19 protein-coding genes and 1 rRNA gene are annotated in these 16,684 nt (G+C 38.2%); 2 read left to right on the top strand and 18 right to left on the bottom strand.

The genetic code is table 11. The features are described from left to right. Positions 1-121: 121 nt before the first annotated feature. From MLC35_RS03790 to aroQ, 10 genes are all read right to left on the bottom strand, one after another. Positions 122-1,642 (bottom strand): 16S ribosomal RNA (locus MLC35_RS03790). A gap of 449 nt (positions 1,643-2,091) precedes the next feature. After that, positions 2,092-3,117 (bottom strand): tRNA 2-thiouridine(34) synthase MnmA, encoded by a 1,026-nt coding sequence (gene mnmA / locus MLC35_RS03785; protein WP_346389564.1) that lies wholly within the window; start codon positions 3,115-3,117, stop codon positions 2,092-2,094. A 20-nt stretch (positions 3,118-3,137) separates the two neighbouring features. Then, positions 3,138-4,022, bottom strand: a complete 885-nt coding sequence (gene fliY / locus MLC35_RS03780) for a flagellar motor switch protein FliY (protein ID WP_418641174.1) — start codon at positions 4,020-4,022, stop codon at positions 3,138-3,140. Between the two features lie 3 nt (positions 4,023-4,025). Continuing rightward, entirely contained in the window at positions 4,026-5,126 is a 1,101-nt protein-coding gene (fliM, locus tag MLC35_RS03775) for a flagellar motor switch protein FliM (protein ID WP_151900775.1), read from the bottom strand. A 1-nt stretch (position 5,127) separates the two neighbouring features. Continuing rightward, positions 5,128-5,814 (bottom strand): RNA polymerase sigma factor FliA, encoded by a 687-nt coding sequence (locus tag MLC35_RS03770; RefSeq protein ID WP_151900776.1) that lies wholly within the window; start codon positions 5,812-5,814, stop codon positions 5,128-5,130. Then, complete coding sequence (locus MLC35_RS03765) at positions 5,811-6,146, bottom strand: hypothetical protein (RefSeq protein ID WP_151900777.1); 336 nt, start codon at positions 6,144-6,146, stop codon at positions 5,811-5,813. Before MLC35_RS03765 ends, MLC35_RS03770 begins: the two co-directional genes overlap by 4 nt. Positions 6,147-6,164: 18 nt before the next feature. Further along, on the bottom strand, positions 6,165-7,043 hold the full coding sequence (locus tag MLC35_RS03760; RefSeq protein ID WP_151900778.1) for a MinD/ParA family protein: 879 nt from the start codon (positions 7,041-7,043) through the stop codon (positions 6,165-6,167). Continuing rightward, positions 7,040-8,320 (bottom strand): flagellar biosynthesis protein FlhF, encoded by a 1,281-nt coding sequence (gene flhF, locus MLC35_RS03755; protein ID WP_346389562.1) that lies wholly within the window; start codon positions 8,318-8,320, stop codon positions 7,040-7,042. The genes MLC35_RS03760 and flhF overlap by 4 nt, the downstream gene beginning before the upstream one ends. Then, on the bottom strand, positions 8,317-8,805 hold the full coding sequence (gene folK, locus MLC35_RS03750) for a 2-amino-4-hydroxy-6-hydroxymethyldihydropteridine diphosphokinase (protein ID WP_434637875.1): 489 nt from the start codon (positions 8,803-8,805) through the stop codon (positions 8,317-8,319). The genes flhF and folK overlap by 4 nt, the downstream gene beginning before the upstream one ends. A gap of 8 nt (positions 8,806-8,813) precedes the next feature. Further along, on the bottom strand, positions 8,814-9,293 hold the full coding sequence (gene aroQ / locus MLC35_RS03745) for a type II 3-dehydroquinate dehydratase (RefSeq protein ID WP_151900781.1): 480 nt from the start codon (positions 9,291-9,293) through the stop codon (positions 8,814-8,816). 93 nt (positions 9,294-9,386) lie between these two features. Here aroQ and mqnF point away from each other — a divergent pair, with 93 nt between their 5' ends. Both mqnF and sppA read left to right on the top strand, forming a co-directional pair. Continuing rightward, positions 9,387-10,610 (top strand): aminofutalosine deaminase family hydrolase, encoded by a 1,224-nt coding sequence (gene mqnF / locus MLC35_RS03740; RefSeq protein WP_434637873.1) that lies wholly within the window; start codon positions 9,387-9,389, stop codon positions 10,608-10,610. Continuing rightward, positions 10,611-11,480, top strand: coding sequence for a signal peptide peptidase SppA (gene sppA, locus MLC35_RS03735; protein WP_434637871.1), 870 nt, complete (start codon positions 10,611-10,613; stop codon positions 11,478-11,480). 10 nt (positions 11,481-11,490) lie between these two features. On the opposite strand, the gene MLC35_RS03730 is transcribed toward sppA, so the two are convergent. The 8 genes from MLC35_RS03730 to rbfA all read right to left on the bottom strand — a co-directional run bounded on the left by MLC35_RS03730 (position 11,491) and on the right by rbfA (position 16,683). Next, complete coding sequence (locus MLC35_RS03730) at positions 11,491-12,090, bottom strand: FmdE family protein (protein ID WP_434637869.1); 600 nt, start codon at positions 12,088-12,090, stop codon at positions 11,491-11,493. Continuing rightward, positions 12,087-13,340: an exodeoxyribonuclease VII large subunit gene (gene xseA / locus MLC35_RS03725; protein ID WP_434637867.1), complete on the bottom strand. Its 1,254-nt coding sequence runs from the start codon at positions 13,338-13,340 to the stop codon at positions 12,087-12,089. Before xseA ends, MLC35_RS03730 begins: the two co-directional genes overlap by 4 nt. A gap of 15 nt (positions 13,341-13,355) precedes the next feature. After that, on the bottom strand, positions 13,356-13,646 hold the full coding sequence (locus MLC35_RS03720; RefSeq protein ID WP_346389556.1) for a type II toxin-antitoxin system RelE/ParE family toxin: 291 nt from the start codon (positions 13,644-13,646) through the stop codon (positions 13,356-13,358). Further along, positions 13,636-13,878 carry a type II toxin-antitoxin system Phd/YefM family antitoxin gene (locus MLC35_RS03715; RefSeq protein WP_151900786.1) on the bottom strand — a complete coding sequence of 81 codons (243 nt, stop codon included), beginning with the start codon at positions 13,876-13,878 and terminating at the stop codon, positions 13,636-13,638. Before MLC35_RS03715 ends, MLC35_RS03720 begins: the two co-directional genes overlap by 11 nt. A gap of 247 nt (positions 13,879-14,125) precedes the next feature. Further along, on the bottom strand, positions 14,126-14,860 hold the full coding sequence (ubiE, locus tag MLC35_RS03710) for a bifunctional demethylmenaquinone methyltransferase/2-methoxy-6-polyprenyl-1,4-benzoquinol methylase UbiE (RefSeq protein ID WP_434637865.1): 735 nt from the start codon (positions 14,858-14,860) through the stop codon (positions 14,126-14,128). A 4-nt stretch (positions 14,861-14,864) separates the two neighbouring features. Beyond that, on the bottom strand, positions 14,865-15,875 hold the full coding sequence (ribD, locus tag MLC35_RS03705) for a bifunctional diaminohydroxyphosphoribosylaminopyrimidine deaminase/5-amino-6-(5-phosphoribosylamino)uracil reductase RibD (protein ID WP_434637863.1): 1,011 nt from the start codon (positions 15,873-15,875) through the stop codon (positions 14,865-14,867). Next, positions 15,866-16,318: a ribosome maturation factor gene (locus MLC35_RS03700; protein ID WP_434581343.1), complete on the bottom strand. Its 453-nt coding sequence runs from the start codon at positions 16,316-16,318 to the stop codon at positions 15,866-15,868. Before MLC35_RS03700 ends, ribD begins: the two co-directional genes overlap by 10 nt. After that, a complete protein-coding gene (rbfA, locus tag MLC35_RS03695) occupies positions 16,315-16,683 on the bottom strand; it encodes a 30S ribosome-binding factor RbfA (RefSeq protein WP_346389552.1) in 369 nt (122 codons plus the stop codon). Before rbfA ends, MLC35_RS03700 begins: the two co-directional genes overlap by 4 nt. Position 16,684: the final 1 nt, after the last annotated feature.

Here is a 16,684-nt window from a genome sequence, read left to right as displayed (position 1 = left end):
TCAAATGAACACAGATCACTGAAAACTAAGCAAGTAAGACTTAAAAGATAACCAATAAACGATCTCTGTGAGATTTTCTTTTGAATGAAGTAGTCAAACGAATGACTCTTCTTTACTCTAGAAAGGAGGTGATCCAACCGCAGGTTCTCCTACGGTTACCTTGTTACGACTTCACCCCAGTCGCTAATTCCACCGTAAGCGGTAGCCCCCCGAAGGTTGGCTTCCCGATTTCGGGTGAAATCAACTCCCATGGTGTGACGGGCGGTGAGTACAAGACCCGGGAACGTATTCACCGTAGCATTGCTGATCTACGATTACTAGTGATTCCAGCTTCATGGAGTCGAGTTGCAGACTCCAATCCGAACTGAGAGACGCTTTAAGTGATTAGCTCCACCTCGCGGTATCGCAACACTCTGTACGCCCCATTGTAGCACGTGTGTAGCCCTAGCCATAAGGGCCATGATGACTTGACGTCGTCCTCACCTTCCTCCTCCTTACGAAGGCAGTCTCCTTAGAGTGCTCAGCTTAACCTGCTAGCAACTAAGGACGAGGGTTGCGCTCGTTGCGGGACTTAACCCAACATCTCACGACACGAGCTGACGACAGCCGTGCAGCACCTGTTTTCGAGCTCCCCGAAGGGCACCCCGCCATCTCTGGCAGGTTCTCTCAATGTCAAGGCTAGGTAAGGTTCTTCGCGTATCTTCGAATTAAACCACATGCTCCACCACTTGTGCGGGTCCCCGTCTATTCCTTTGAGTTTTAATCTTGCGACCGTACTCCCCAGGCGGTTCACTTAATCTGTTAAGTGCATCACCGCCCTGACTAGCAGAGCGACGACTAGTGAACATCGTTTAGGGCGTGGACTACCAGGGTATCTAATCCTGTTTGCTCCCCACGCTTTCACGCCTTAGCGTCAGTTATGTTCCAGGAGATCGCCTTCGCTTTCGGTATTCCTAGTGATATCTACGGATTTTACCCCTACACCACTAATTCCATCTCCCCCTCCCATACTCTAGGTCGGCAGTTTCAAATGCAGTTCTACAGTTAAGCTGTAGGATTTCACATCTGACTTGCCAACCCGCCTACGCGTCCTTTACGCCCAGTGATTCCGAATAACGCTTGCACCCTCCGTATTACCGCGGCTGCTGGCACGGAGTTAGCCGGTGCTTATTCATATGCTACCGTCATTTTCTTGACATATAAAAGGAGTTTACACACCGAAATGCGTCATCCTCCACGCGGCGTTGCTGCATCAGGGTTTCCCCCATTGTGCAATATTCCTCACTGCTGCCTCCCGTAGGAGTCTGGTCCGTGTCTCAGTACCAGTGTGGCGGATCATCCTCTCAAACCCGCTACCCGTCATCGCCTTGGTAGTCTCTTACACTACCAACTAGCTGATGGGATATAGACCGATCCCTTGGCGGAATCCATTTCCCGACTTACCTTATGGTAAGAAGGAGTATCCGGTATTAATCATCGTTTCCAATGGCTATCCCGGTCCAAGGGGCACATTATCTATATATTACTCACCCGTGCGCCACTCGTCAGCATAGTAGCAAGCTACCATCTGTTACCGTTCGACTTGCATGTGTTAAGCACGCCGCCAGCGTTCATTCTGAGCCAGGATCAAACTCTCCATAATTGTTATTACAGAAAGATAAGTAAACTTATTACTGATCTTTTGCCCAAGATTATTAAATCATTGGCTTTGTTATTTTAAGTCTTAATAAAACTGCTTAAGGTTCTATTACTAGACTGTATAGTTATCTATTACTATTAAGGGAACCATACAGGCAAGCCTGTATGGATTTCAAAATAGAATAGACGGTTGTTGTTTATTAGTTATTTCTAAGTAATTTATCTCTTTAACTCTAAAGTTAAAGAGTCTCTTACTTGCTTAGTTTTCAATGATCTCAAACATTTTTAAAAGCTTCTACTCGAAGTCTCTTCAGGCCTTTTAAACAAGGTCTCTCTGTTTGTGGATGGGAATTATAGGGGAGTGTTGCTTAGAGACTGCTTAATGTTTGGTGGGTTTTTGAAAAAGTTTTTGAAGTTTTTTATTTGTTACTTTTTATAGAAGTTTGTTGGCAGCTAAGACTCTATAATCCAGCCGCCGCCTATAAGTTTATCATCATCATAAAATACCGCGGCCTGTCCGACTGCAACACCGAATACACTCTCTTCGAGTTTCAGATAGGCTACATCTGCTTCTATTTTTACATGGCACTTGACTGCTTTAGTTCTGTAACGCAGTTTCACTGTTGTGTCAAACTCTTTTCTGTCATCAAACATATTGAGATTATTGAGTTTCACATCATAACATGCCAGATCTTCTTTTTTCCCGACAACTATTTGATTTTTTTTCGGATTAATACTCAGTACAAAATGAGGATCATGGGCACCATGTACTGTAAAGCCTTTACGCTTTCCAATCGTATAGTGCATATATCCCTTATGTTCACCTATAACATTGCCATTTTGATCAAGAACTTCTCCCGGCTGATCAACCTGAACATAGTCTTTTAAAAGGTCCGTATATGTTGTTTCCACAAAACAGATTTCACTTGATTCTGCCTGAGATGAAAATGATTCCAATCCTTTTATGGATGCAGCCAACGCTTTTATATCTTTTTTATGTCTTTCACCTAATGGAAATTTTAATCTTGGTAGAATTTCTCTGTTAATATAAAAAAGAAAATAACTTTGATCTTTTGTATCATCATCTGCAGAGTAGAGATACTTTCCATCTGTTTTAATATAATGTCCGGTTGCCAAATACTCTGCACCGATTTCATCAGCGAATTTTATCATTTCACCAAACTTAAGATTTCTGTTGCACAGGGCACACGGATTTGGAGTTTTTCCTTCAGCGTATGTATCAATAAACGGTTGAAATACTTTTTCATTAAATGTTTTTTGTAAATCCAGTACATGCAATTTAATACCGACAAAGTCAGCAGCTTTTTGTGCACGTGCCTGGTGAATTTCATGATATCCGGGTTTTGAATGAAGTTTCATATATAATCCTTCAACTTCATACCCTTGCTCTTTTAACAATAAAGAAGTAATTGTTGAATCAACCCCTCCACTCATTCCCACTAAAACTTTTTCTTTCATTATGTCCTCAAACTTTCTTATTAACCTTTAAGCTGTGTTAATCTTTCTTTTTTCGTGCCTATCGTTGTTACTTGTATTCCAAAGTTACCATCTACAATAACTACTTCACCCTGTGCTATCACATGATTATCTACCAAAATATCCAACGGATCATTTGCCAGTTGGTTTAATTCAATAACCGAGCCGATATCCATATTCAGTACATCTTTTAGCAACATTCTTTTTTTCCCGATTCTTACCTTTACAGGAAGTTTTACATCCATAATAAGAGCAATGTTTTTCATCTCTTCACTGCTCAAGGTAATATCTTCTTCACAATTTGATATTACATGTTCCGAAGTATCGGCACTGCTCGCATGGTCATGTGCATTTACTGTTTCTTCTGAAGATTCTGCTGGAAACAGGACATTTTTTAATTTTTCATCTATAATAAACATCAGTAATGAATGCACGGATTCCAGGTTAAACTTATATACATACATTCTGCTGAAAGCTTCGAGACTTACTTCATCATTATCGCCGACCAATTCTATATTTTCAATACTGAAAGACAATACAGGCAACTCTTTTTGAGCAGAGAGCGTATTTGCAATAGCACCAAAAATATTTGATACTATCTCTTTTGTAGCATCCATATCGTCTTCGCTTACATCTTCTCTCTCACTGGCTTCTTCACCCATCATCATATCTGAAAGTGATGCTGCCAGATTTGGTGGTAACGCTACCATTGCCTCTGCATCCACATCTCCGCTTACCTTGATTTTCACCAAAACAATAGGCGGAACAATGTTTGAAATGATGCTTAATTCCTGTTCTTCTTTTAACTCTAAAGTTGGAGCAGTTCCAATAAGTGCTTCAATAGTACCAACTGTTTCATCTTCAAATAGTTTTATAAAGTCACTCATTTTTTACTCCTCATATTTGTTTTCAAATTCCGTTTCACCTTCATGAATTATATCTTTAACCCCGGAAATTTTTTCGTGTCTTTGTTTTTCTAAATTCTCAAGTGCACGCTTGACGGTATCTTTTTCTGTTTCAATAATCTCTGTAATACTAATTGATTTTCTGAACCTCCGCAGTCCTATTTCACCACGAAATCTCTCTTTTCCATCTACTGCAACAGTCACAATGTCATCTGCAGCACTTGAGAGCCTGATTACATCACCGATTTTCAATTCAAGTATATCATGCATAGTTAAATCTGCATCACCCAAATTTGCTTCTACATTTACTTTTGCCCCACCGAGAAGAACCTTCAGCTCCATATTTCTGCTTTTTTTAGAACTTGTTTCGTTTAACATTAAATCACGGCTTGCAAGTTTTGGCAAAACAGGTTCCAATGAGATAACAGGATAGCATATATTCATCATACCGGAACTGTGCCCTATGATGATTTCCATTACCACCATAACAACAATTTCGTTTTGTGCAACAATTTGAACGACATTCGGAGAAGATTCTTTGGATTCTATTGCCGGATAAATTTCCATAACAGGAGCCCATGCCTCTTTTAGCGTGCTCATCATAACACGAAGTATTGTTTCAAACAGGCTGAGTTCTATATCTGAAAATTCCCGACTTGCATCGAAAGGTTCTCCTTTTCCTCCAAGCAATCTGTCAAGCATAGGAAAAGCAATGGAAGGATTGATTTCTATAATGCCGCTTCCCTCAAGAGGCTTCACCGAAAACACATTAAAACTTGTAGGGTTTGGCAAACTCATCAAAAATTCACCATAGGTCATCTGATCAACAGAGTGCAGTTGTATTTCAACAATAGAACGCATAATTGAAGATATCTGAGAAGCCAGACTTCTGGCCATTTTGTCATGAACACCGCGAAATGCACGAAGCTGTTCTTTTGAAACCCTGTTTGGACGTTTAAAATCATAGAGAGTTACCTGCCGTTGAGGCAAAAGAGCATCTTCATCACTCTCTAAGACATTTTCACCTTCATCTTCAACAACATCCAAAAGCGCATCGATTTCTTCCTGTGATAGTATATCTGCCATGTTATGCTCCTATACTCTCTTTAATTTTTTGGATTACAGACTTGTGAATTTGTGAGATACGGGACTCAGTTATATCTAAAATATCACTAATTTCTTTTAAAGTCAACTCTTCAAAGTAGTATAGCTGAATTATCATCTGTTCTCTCTCTTTATAAGAGGAAAGAACTTTTTTTATTACGCCAATCAACTCTTCTTTTTCAATTTGAACAAGCGCTGCACCCTCATCACCAATTTGCAACTGATCATGCAGAGGCATGACTGTATAAATATTTGAAGCGATGCGTGCTTCATGAACTTTTTCAATACTTTCGCCCAGTATATCTGCCAGTTCTTCATCACTCGGTTCTTCATCATGTGTCAGCATATATTCTTGAACTGCATAATCTATAGCTTTTACAAGTTTACGGCTGGCACGGCTTAAAATATCCAGACTTCTCAAATAGTCAAGCATTGCACCATAAACTCTTTTTTTTGCATAGCCCCAAAAAGAGTCATTGAGCTTTTCATCATATCGCCTTGCCAGTTTTATAAGTTCTTCTGTCCCGATTGCTGAAAGATCACTAAAATCCACCGAACTTGGAAGCCGCTCTTTGAGCCGAAAAGCCATTGCTTTTACGGCAGGAAGATATTGCAGTGCCAGTTCATCTTCTTTGTGTTTGAGATCTTGAAGGTAAGCATTTTTTGTCATAATTTTTGTCCGGCTACATCTTCAGAGTTCATTTTGACAGCAATATCTGTAATTTTACACGCTGAGTCTATCAGTTTTTCTCTTTTGTTTATCTCTTTTACAAAAACATCTAGTTCTGTTTCATGGGTTTCTTTTGGAAAATTATAGGCTTTAACCGTTATTGTTCTGTAATAAAGTGCAACAATTACATGTGAAAAAAGATAAAAAAAGATGGTAATAAAAAATGTATAAAGTAATAACCCTTCAGCATCAAAAGATTTTAACAACCCAAAGATTATTCCTACAAAAAACCCTTGAACAGTAAAAAAATAAACAAAGTTTTCACCAAACATAACTACCCCAAATAAGACTTAAAAATGATCCATTAATCTTTTAAACAGACCTGACAATCCACTTTCATTGGATGTAACCAGCACATTTCGTTCCAGCTTTTGTGTAATTTTACGCACAATTGCATCTATGTCTTTGCTCGGCTGTGATGCAGGATAAAGCATTCTAAAAAGTGCACGCTGCTTTACCGATGTTGAAACTTTTGCATCAGCATTCATTTTCCCAATCAACTGCAAATCCAGTTTTTCACCTATATTTGCCTTGGCAACTTTTTTAATTTTTTCAAAAACACCAAAAGCCTCTTTTTCATTTTTCACCTGATTCATTATCATAAATACATCATTTCTGAGTGTCGCAATTGTTTTAATCGTTGCATATGCATCGGTAATTGCTGCAGGATCGGGAACGGTTACAACAATTACATCATCTGCCGCATTTAAAAACATTTGAATATGCTCTCCAATCCCGGCTCCCGTATCTATAATCATTACATCAAGTTTGTTCAAGACCTGTGCTTCTTGCATAAATCTGTCAAACAGTGCCATATCGGAATATTTTAATATTTCATCACCACTCTCACCAGGAATCAGAATAAGATTACGGGTAATAGGAATTAAAATATCGCTAACCGTCGCTTCACCTTTGAGTACATGTAAAATGTTTTTTTTGATTTTTACATTAAACATAACATCCAGATTGGCCAGTCCTATATCTGCATCAAATATTCCCACATTCAAACCCTGCTGAGACAACGCATAGGCAAGGTTTGAACTTATAGTACTTTTGCCTACCCCGCCTTTACCGCTTGTAATTGCGATAAAACGTGTTTTTTTTGATTTTTTCTTTTGGGAATTTGAAGCAACTAGTTCTTCAAGCTTTTGCGCCTGATTCCCAATCATACCTTACTCCTGTTAAATCCGTTCAAAAGACACTCAATTAAAAAATCACTGCTCGCACATACTAAATCTTCCGGTACTTCCTGACCTACAGAAAAATAACTTATCGGTTTTTTTGTTTCATAAGCCAGCGAAAAAATATTTCCAAAACCCATTGTCTCATCCAGCTTTGTAAACATCAGTGTATCTACGCCCAGTGTTGAAAAGCTGTCATAGGTCACTTTTAAGTCTTCATATTTAATTGAACTTGGCATTACCAGTACTACATCCACATTGTATTGCGTGTTGTTTGCATTCAGACACTCATATATTTTTTCAATTTTCACTCTGTCATAAGGACTCGATCCCATTGTATCAATCAATATATAATCACAATATTTGAGAGATTCCAGAGCGCTTGAGAACTCCGGAGGATCAACAACTGTTTCAATTCCAAGTTTCATCATTCGTGCATACTGCATCAACTGCTCGACTGCCCCTATACGATAGGTGTCAAGCACAACCAGTCCGACTTTGTACTTTTTTTCCATTAAAAAAGAGTATCTGGCAGCAAGTTTGGCAATAGAAGTTGTCTTTCCCACACCTGTTGGTCCGACAAGCATAATAACTTTTTTCGCACCTATATTAGGCAGTGTTTCTCTTCGGATAGGAACCATTTTTCGAAGTATTGTTTGAAAATACCTTTTTACAGTGGAAGAGTTTTCTCGCATTTTCAACGGCATATGTTCCAAAGTAACCTGCATGAGAGTATCCAGATGTTCCCTGTTCATTCCGCTTTGTGAGGCAAGACGATAAATTTCAGAAAATTCCGGCGGAATTTGACTCGAAAGATTTGGTGACTTTTCATCCCAAAACATATTTTGAATAATTTTTACCTTATCTGTCAGTTTATTGATTTCAGATTTTATCTCTTTTAGCTCTTTGGGTTCAACAGAAGCAGCTGTTTGTTGCAACGGTGAAGGCTGATATAGGTTCTCCAAAGGATCGGTCACATTTGAAATTTTAGAAATTTGTTGTGCCGCATTGGAAATATCAAAAAGTATTTCCCGACTCTCTTCTTTGAGCGGTTGCTGTTTGGAAAGCGGTTTTTTTGTTTTTTTATAAGTAGCCGGAATCATTTCTTCATCTATACCGATTACTATCTCATAGAGGGCTTCTCTGCCTAAAGCTTTTTTTTGAATCTCTTTGGTTTCAATGAGCATCCCCTCATCCCCAATTTCCATTTTTGCTTTTTTGAGTGCCTCTGACGGACTGCGCCCGGTAAATGTCAATATTTTCATCTACCAACACCTGACAAAGGTATCATTACACTTTCTCTTTGCGCATAAAAAGGATGTGGCACAATTAAATCTTGTGTATGTATTGTACGGTTATCAAAAAATATAATATCCAAATCTAGCGTCCTTGGTGCATTTTCAAAAGTTCTTTTTCTGCCAAATTTTTTTTCCAATCCCAGTAAATAGCGTAAAAAAACTCTTGGCTGCATTGAAGTTTTTAAAACAAGTATTGAGTTGAAAAAATCATCCTGGTCTGTATAGCCAAAAGGAGGATTTTTTAAAATCAATGATGTTTTTACTACTGATACTCTTTTGTCTTTTTGCAACACCACAAGAAGATGTTCAAATCTTCGACGTACATCTCCGACATTTCCACCAATACCTACAACAGTTTCATATCTATGCCGACTTTTGCCACGGGCAGTATAAGGGAAATGCAAGTTGTAAAAAGAGGTTAATCTTTTGTTTATCTTGCATTTTCTGTACATGTAAAGACTTAGGCCTGTTTCTGTGCTTGCGCCTGCGCTTCTTGGGCCGCTTTGATTTCGTTCATAATCTGAAGCATACCCATCATAGCCAAATGGTAGCCAAAAGGTCCGAAACCGACAACAGATGATGTGCAGACAGGTGCAATCATATTTTTTTGTCTAAATTCTTCACGTCGGTGAATATTGCTGATATGTACTTCTATGGTAGGCAGGCTTACGGCAGAAATCGCATCACGAATTGCAATAGAAGTATGCGTATAGGCAGCAGCATTGATAATCAATCCCTGTGCTTCACCGTAGCACTCCTGAATTTTATCTACAATTTCACCTTCGAGGTTGCTTTGAAAAAATTCTATTTCCACACCGTTTTGGGTTGCTACATCTTTCATCTGTGCATGAATCTGCTCTAACTTCATCGGACCGTAAATATTTTGTTCACGGATTCCGAGCATGTTTAAATTTGGACCTTGAATAACTACTATTTTCATTTTTACCCTTATTATGATGATTTATCTTCTGAAGGACTATTTTATCCAAACTAATATTAAAAAAAGTGTATAATTTGAAAAAAAGAAAAAAAGATGACAATACTCGTTCCCAATTATATTTTAACACCGGATATACTCCTTACAGACAAGGCAATTGCATTTGACAAAACTATCCGCTGCATAGGTGTTTTAGAAGAACTGGAGCAGAAATTTCCAGAAGCAAAAATCATACAGTTGCAAAAAAATTCTCTGCTTATGCCCGGCCTTATCAATGCTCATGTACATGTAGAGTTCTCTGCCAATAAAAACCAGCTCAGTTACGGTGATTTCTTAAACTGGCTCTACAGTGTTATAGAAAATCGTGAAGACCTTATCGCAGGCTGTGACCTTTCATGTATGGACAAAGCAATAGATGCCATGCTTACAAGCGGTATCACAACCTTTGGTGCCATAAGTTCTCATGCCATGGATCTTGAAGCATGTATAAACGCTCAACAGAATGTTGTATTTTTCAATGAACTTATCGGTTCACAGGCAGGGATGGCGGATGCTCTTTTTAGTGATTTTCTTGCGCGGCTAGATGCCTCAAAAGCTGTTCAAAGGGAAGGATTTTATCCTGCAGTTGCCATTCATTCCCCCTACTCTGTTCACCCGATTCTTATACAAAAAGCTCTCGAGATTGTTAAAAATGAAAATCTAAAACTTACGGCACATTTTATGGAAAGTGAAGCCGAACGCAACTGGCTTGATTCAAGCAGCGGTGATTTTAAGGAATTTTTTAAAACACTGCTCAAACAGGACAGAAGCATCAGTGATGCCAAAGAGTTTTTGAACTATTTTGACGGTTTTGAAGCACTGCTCACACATGCGGTCAAAACAAATGAAGAAGAGTTAGAAAAGATTGCCGAGCAGAATCACACCATCATTCACTGTCCTATATCCAACAGACTCCTTGGCAATCCTACACTCAATATCAAAAAACTAGATGAAAAAAAGATTCGCTGGATTGTTGCGACTGACGGTTTAAGCTCAAACTATCAGCTTGATCTGTTTGAAGAGATGAAAATTTCTCTTTTTATGCACAGTGATGCGCCTCTCTTGGAATTCGCAAAACAACTTATAAAAGGAGTCACCGTCCATGCCGCCCAGGCACTGGGACTCAATACGGGAGAAATTTTGGAAGGCAAAAATGCAGATATGCTTGTTCTTGACCTGGATGCCCAACCAAATGAAGAGTTAGCCATTCATTTAATACTGCATCGCTATAATATCTCAAAAGTTTTCATTAACGGAAAACTTGCAAAAGGAAATGAATAAATGGAATTACTGAAAAAGATATTTTCTCCCATCGCAGCAATTATGAACTATATCCAAAATCATTTCAAAGCCATGCTCTTTGTGCTGATTTTGATTTTACTCTTTGCTCCGGCAAGTGAAAAAGAGTTTACAAGCTATAATTTGGAAAAAATCAATCTCAGCGGTCCGATTATGGATGCCGGAGAAGTTGTACAAAAAATAAATAAAGCCGCAAACAACAGTGCTGTAAAAGGTGTCTTGCTCATTGTCGATTCTCCCGGTGGTGCCGTTTCACCTTCTGTCGAAATCGCGTATGCCATAAAAAGACTAAAAGAGCAAAAGCCTGTCATAGCCTATGCCAAAGGCACCATGGCAAGCGGAAGCTATTATGCAAGCATATGGGCTGATAAAATAATAGCAAACCCAGGCAGTATGATAGGCAGCATCGGTGTGATTATGCAGGGTGCCGATTTAAGCGGCATCATGCAAAAACTCGGTATCAAAACACAGGTAGTAAAAGCCGGACGCTACAAACAGATAGGCACACCTGACCGGCCATGGAAAAAGTATGAAGTCGCTGAGTTAAACAAGGTCATTCAAGGAACATATGATATGTTTACGAAAGATGTTGCCGATGCAAGACATTTGGATTTTAACAAAAGAGACACCTATGCAAATGCCCATATATTTACGGCAGCACAGGCAAAAAAAGTCGGTCTCATTGACAATATCGGGGTCGAATTTGATGCAAAAAACGCCTTGGCAAAGCTAAGCGGTGTTTTGCATCCTGTATGGAACAAAGAAGACAAGTTTGACAAACTGCTCAAAAAACTCTCCGCCTCAACGGCTGTAATATTAAATACCTACTTCCCTGATCTGATTTTAAAATAAGTTACAGAGTTTACAACTCCGTAACTTCGACGACTTCTTCTAAGTTTTCAAAAATTCTTTTTACTCTCTCTTGCCATAATTCACCAAAATGTTTGATTTCTTCAGGACTGGCTGCTCCGCTTGTCAATTTTTGCATTAACGGCATCATATTCGGTGAAGCCGGTACCGTCGAAGGATTATAATTTACATCTACACTTTTTCCCGTATCTGCTCTTGTAAATCTTGCAGATGCGTCTATATTTGCATTGAAAAACATCAAAGAATGGCGGGCAAACTGTCCATTTAATCCTTTAAATCCGCTTTTTTCCGTTGCACCTGTAATATGTGAAATAACATTGCCTATCACTCCGGCAACGCCCTCTTCTATAGACTCTTTAAACTCTACTTTTATAGTACCGCGCACGGCTCGCTGATTTGGGTATAAAGCTTTTAAAGCCTCGCTTGCCATAATGTAAGCACCGGCCACTGTCGGGCAGGAGTGCCCTGCTGCTTTGACAACTTCTAAGTATGTTATTTCATATTCTCCGTTTTCAAAAGCGCCTAAAACCTGCGCCAAAGGGTCTTTGAGTGGTATACTTTGTACGGCATCAAAAAATTGTGGATAATTCATCTGATTTTTTCCTTTTTTAAGACTTTTGCACTGACTATATATGTATCACTCTGAGCTTCAAATACATCATCTACATTGAGTGAAGACAAATCCACTACCTGTGAATCCTTTACAATCTGTGCAAAGCCTTTTTTATTTTTGTATTTTGGATTATTGGATTCTAGCATTTTTTGCAGGTTTAAAAGTTGATTTTGCGCAATATTTAACACGCTCTGAATTGTTTGCGGAAATCGTTGCTGTAATGAATCCACTTCTTTTTTATAATTTTGCAGACGAAAGGTAATTGCCTGCGCAAAATCTTTTTGCAGTTTTTTAATCTCATCAACGCGATATTGTAATTTTTTTTCCACTGAATGTTGGAGATAAGAGTTCTTTACATGTAACAGTTCTTGCTGTAGATTATATACTTTATGGGTTATTTTTTGGGTTAACTGTGTTGATAAAGAGTCTAAATACTGATAGAGTTCATTGGTGTCAGGCAGTATCATCTCCATAGCAGCACTGGGTGTCGGGGCACGCAGGTCTGCCACAAAATCACTGATTACCCAGTCAATTTCATGCCCGACAGCCGAGACTACCGGTGTTTTTGCATGAAAAAGAGCATCAGCAACACTTTCTTCATTAAATGCCCACAAATCTTCAATACTTCCGCCGCCGCGACCTATGACTATAATATCATACCCTTTTGTATCGGCGATTTTGAGAGCATTTACTATAGAAAATGCAGCACCTTCGCCTTGAACAAGCACATCATAGACATCAATTTTCAAAAGTCTGTATCGTGAATTTGCTACGCGCAGCATATCTTGCAGTGCTGCACCGGTCCCTGAAGTAATCAGAGCAATGCGAGATGGAAATTTCGGAAGTTCTTTTTTTCTCTCTGGAGCGAAATAGCCTTGCGCAGAGAGCTTTTGTTTGAGCTGTTCATATGCCAATGCCAAAGCCCCTTGTCCGGCAGGCTCAATGGAAAAACAGTTAATTTGATAACTTCCGCGCGGTTTATAGAGTGTCACAGCTCCATCTATGATAACCTTCATCCCCTCTTCAAGACGAAATCTCAGCTTTGAAGCATTTCCCCGAAACATCACACAGCTTACAGCCGAGTCTTTGTCTTTGAGTGTAAAATAGATATGTCCTGAGTTGTGAAAAGTAATGCGAGAGAGTTCACCCTCGACAAAAACACGTTCAAAGGTGCTTTCAAGAACAGTTTTTATCTGTTCGTTGAGTGCTGAAACGCTGAGTGTGTGCATATTATATTCCATTTTTCAAGGTAAGTTTTCTCTGTAAAGTGTCAATATATAAACAATATGATCTTCTTCATCATAACTATATATGATTGAATAACTTTGATAAACTAATTTTCTCGTATTTTTATAGATTTCATCAGCAGGCCGCCCCGCTTTTGGAAAATTTTGTAATGTAGAAGCAAGAAATTCACGTAATTTTTTTAAATAATTCCGTGTTAATTTCTTTGATTGGGTTTTTTCATAAATATAATCTGCAATCTTATCAAGCTTATGTACTGCATTTGAAGTAAATAAAACTTTAATCTTCATATTTTACAAAAACTTTTTCAAATGCCTCATCTACACTAAATAAATCACCATCTTTTATATTTTGAAGTGATTTTTTAATCTCTTCTTTTATTTGATTATAATGATTAAGAGGTATCAATACCACATTTTGATTATTTTTACTTGTGATGAGACATTCTTCATCTTTTTGGCATACCTCAGAAATAATAGATTTTAAATTATTCCTTGCATAAGAGTAATTTACAGCTTGCATAATCAATCCTTTATAAAATTGTACAATATTTTGTTATATTTTACAACTCTATAAAATGACTGTATATACGATCCAGACAAAAGTTTCACTACCATTAATGTAAGAAAAAACTTAATATTTCCTTGGAATTTAGGTTTTAAACGCTAAAGTGTAACTTAGAAATACAAAGCCCGCACTGAAGTACGGGTTCCAAAAAATTTGCATAACTTCAGGGCATTAAAACAAAAGTTTAGATTTTAAATAGTAACTACTTTTTACGAGCAATAAGAAGTGTTGAAATATCCATGGAAAAACTTTGGGTGTGGAGCATTTCAAAACCTGCATTCTCCAGTTCTTTTTGCATGCCCTGTATGGTTACAAAGTTCTCAATAGAGTCCGGTAAGTAGGTGTAAGCTTCCAAATTTTTGGAAATTACACCGCCCACATAGGGAAGAATTTTGTGCATGTAAATATCGCGGATTTTTTTAAGAATGTTTTTGTTCTCATCTTTCATAAATTCTAAAATGACAACAAGTCCCTCTTTTTTAAGGACACGATTAAATTCATCAAATGCTTCTTGACGCTCAACAACATTGCGAATGCCGTAGGTGATACTTAAAAAATCTGCACTTGCATCTTCAAGAGGAATTTGAGTTGCTTTTGCAATATGATACGAAAAATCTGGAAATTTTTTACGAGCGACATCAACCATGCCGTTTGATGGATCAACACCTACAAATTCACTGATATTGACACCGGATTTTTGCGACTGTTTCTTCCAGTAACCCATCATATCTCCGGTACCGCAGGCAACATCTACAATTTTATCAATACTTTTTTTGCCGTAATACTCAAAAGCCAAATCGCAGGCTTTTTTGCGCCATGAAATATCCACACCCATGCTCATAACACGGTTTGCCGTATCATACGTTGCTGCGATGTCATCAAACATAGAGACGATTTTTTCTTGTTTTGCGTCACCTTTTTGGTCTAAAATGCTCATAAACTTATATCCTTCTTTTCATCCACAGTATTATATCTTCTGCTTCTTTGCCTGCATTTAAAATATCAAATTTATCTTCAATATTTTTAAAACCTTCTTTTCCGCCAAAATTAGGAGCAAGATAGCATAAATAATAATCAGTAATATCACGGCTGAGTCCGTACATTTTTTCACTTCCCTCTATCATAATATTTTTATAGTTTTTGAGCACTGAAAAATCACTTGCTATAGTTACTTTTCGATTTGGCACACTAAAAAGAGGAATGGTTCTGTCAAAATCTTTTTCACGTGAAAGTATTAAAATATCAGGTGCTTTTCCATTCACAAGTCTCGCATCAAGTGTCGGTCTGTCACTGCGGACCGTATTGCCGCCGATGACGAGCAGATCACATACATTACGCATAGCATGGACATTTTTTCTTGATGCCTCAGAACTTACAATTCCCCCATCTGTTGTGCCGTTAAGCCTTTGTGCCCACTTGAAAAAAACAAAATTATTTTTCATAAATTTCAAAAAGGGCAAAAGCAAATCTTTACATCTTTGTGCTTCTACATGTATGGTTACATGTAACTCGCTCTTTGCTAAGATTTCATTGCCTTTGGCTGCAACGGCATTTATGTCTTCTGCCCCGATATAAATGTTTTTTATACCGAGATTTGCTATTAGATTTGCACAGGAGGGTGTTTTCCCTACATGTGAACAAGGCTCTAAGGTAGAGTAAAGAGAGCAGTTATTAAAAATATTTTTATGATTTTGGAGTAAAAAAGTATGAATTTTTTCAGAGTCGTGAAGTTTGAGTATTGCTTTGTTTTGAGTAAGTTTATAGTATGCAGATTTAAGAGCATTGACTTCAGCATGAGGCTCACCCGCTTTATGGTGTGCTTCCACGGCTAAAAGCTCGCCGTGTTCACCTCTTACCGTACAACCGACTGCAGGATTGGGATAGGTTAATCCTTGATATTTCCAAGCCTCGTTTATTGCGAGGTTCATATAAAAATTATGATCTATTTCCATTCAAAATAAGTTTTTGCTTTTTTTATGGCATTAAAATCAACTTCGTGCATCTCTCCATCTTTTTCAATAAAGATTTTACTTCCCTCAACCTTGACAAGTTTCCCTTTGAGTTTTTCTTTTTCATCTAAAAGTAATGAAACATTTTCACCAAGAGATTTTTTAAAATGCTCAAGCGTCGTCAGTTTTCGCTCAATTCCCGGACTGCCCACTTCTAATCTGTATTCACCGGAAACAGGAGGAGTGACATCAAGCAACGGTGAAATTAAATGTGTTAACTCTACGCACTCATCAAGACTGACCCCTTTGCGTTTGCCGTTTTCTATTTCGGAAGAAATGACGCTTACCCTGAAAATTGTTTCATCATTTTCATTCACAACAACCGTGTCATAAAGTTCCAAATCTACTGATTTGACTACGGATTCTATATCACCTTGCAAACTCATGATGCTTCTCCTTTATGCTCTTTGGCTATTTTTTTAAACAAATCTTCAATATTTTGAGATTTTTTCAACTGTTCGTCAAATTCAAATGCCAGTTTTGGGCATCTGTACCACCCCTGGTCTTTCAAACAAAAATCTTCTACCAAAGGGCGGGCTTTTCTTAACTGCTTCAGGTAGGCTCTCTTTTCTTCTTCGCTGAAATTACTCGGGTCAATATAAACTTTTGCGTCGCTTCTTCCTCGGGAACATTTCACTTCAATGACACTGAGTTCATGCAAACGGTTGTCATTGAGCTGGCTGAGTGCTTCGGGAATAAGTTCGGCTAAAAGAGCTTCCGTTCTTTTCAGCTTTATCTGTGCTTCATTCATT

It is taken from the genome of Sulfurimonas sp. NW7, from assembly GCF_051132265.1.
GTDB lineage: Bacteria > Campylobacterota > Campylobacteria > Campylobacterales > Sulfurimonadaceae > Sulfurimonas > Sulfurimonas hydrogeniphila.
The sequence above is the reverse complement of the archived record's forward strand: the minus strand, read 5'-3'. Positions and strand labels throughout refer to the sequence as shown.

Coding starts and splice junctions, on each gene's coding strand:
- mnmA (WP_346389564.1), bottom strand. CDS start 3,117: ATGAAAGAAAAAGTTTTAGTGGGAATGAGTGGAGGGGTTGATTCAACA.
- fliY (WP_418641174.1), bottom strand. CDS start 4,022: ATGAGTGACTTTATAAAACTATTTGAAGATGAAACAGTTGGTACTATT.
- fliM (WP_151900775.1), bottom strand. CDS start 5,126: ATGGCAGATATACTATCACAGGAAGAAATCGATGCGCTTTTGGATGTT.
- MLC35_RS03770 (WP_151900776.1), bottom strand. CDS start 5,814: ATGACAAAAAATGCTTACCTTCAAGATCTCAAACACAAAGAAGATGAA.
- MLC35_RS03765 (WP_151900777.1), bottom strand. CDS start 6,146: ATGTTTGGTGAAAACTTTGTTTATTTTTTTACTGTTCAAGGGTTTTTT.
- MLC35_RS03760 (WP_151900778.1), bottom strand. CDS start 7,043: ATGATTGGGAATCAGGCGCAAAAGCTTGAAGAACTAGTTGCTTCAAAT.
- flhF (WP_346389562.1), bottom strand. CDS start 8,320: ATGAAAATATTGACATTTACCGGGCGCAGTCCGTCAGAGGCACTCAAA.
- folK (WP_434637875.1), bottom strand. CDS start 8,805: ATGTACAGAAAATGCAAGATAAACAAAAGATTAACCTCTTTTTACAAC.
- aroQ (WP_151900781.1), bottom strand. CDS start 9,293: ATGAAAATAGTAGTTATTCAAGGTCCAAATTTAAACATGCTCGGAATC.
- mqnF (WP_434637873.1), top strand. CDS start 9,387: ATGACAATACTCGTTCCCAATTATATTTTAACACCGGATATACTCCTT.
- sppA (WP_434637871.1), top strand. CDS start 10,611: ATGGAATTACTGAAAAAGATATTTTCTCCCATCGCAGCAATTATGAAC.
- MLC35_RS03730 (WP_434637869.1), bottom strand. CDS start 12,090: ATGAATTATCCACAATTTTTTGATGCCGTACAAAGTATACCACTCAAA.
- xseA (WP_434637867.1), bottom strand. CDS start 13,340: ATGCACACACTCAGCGTTTCAGCACTCAACGAACAGATAAAAACTGTT.
- MLC35_RS03720 (WP_346389556.1), bottom strand. CDS start 13,646: ATGAAGATTAAAGTTTTATTTACTTCAAATGCAGTACATAAGCTTGAT.
- MLC35_RS03715 (WP_151900786.1), bottom strand. CDS start 13,878: ATGCAAGCTGTAAATTACTCTTATGCAAGGAATAATTTAAAATCTATT.
- ubiE (WP_434637865.1), bottom strand. CDS start 14,860: ATGAGCATTTTAGACCAAAAAGGTGACGCAAAACAAGAAAAAATCGTC.
- ribD (WP_434637863.1), bottom strand. CDS start 15,875: ATGGAAATAGATCATAATTTTTATATGAACCTCGCAATAAACGAGGCT.
- MLC35_RS03700 (WP_434581343.1), bottom strand. CDS start 16,318: ATGAGTTTGCAAGGTGATATAGAATCCGTAGTCAAATCAGTAGATTTG.
- rbfA (WP_346389552.1), bottom strand. CDS start 16,683: ATGAATGAAGCACAGATAAAGCTGAAAAGAACGGAAGCTCTTTTAGCC.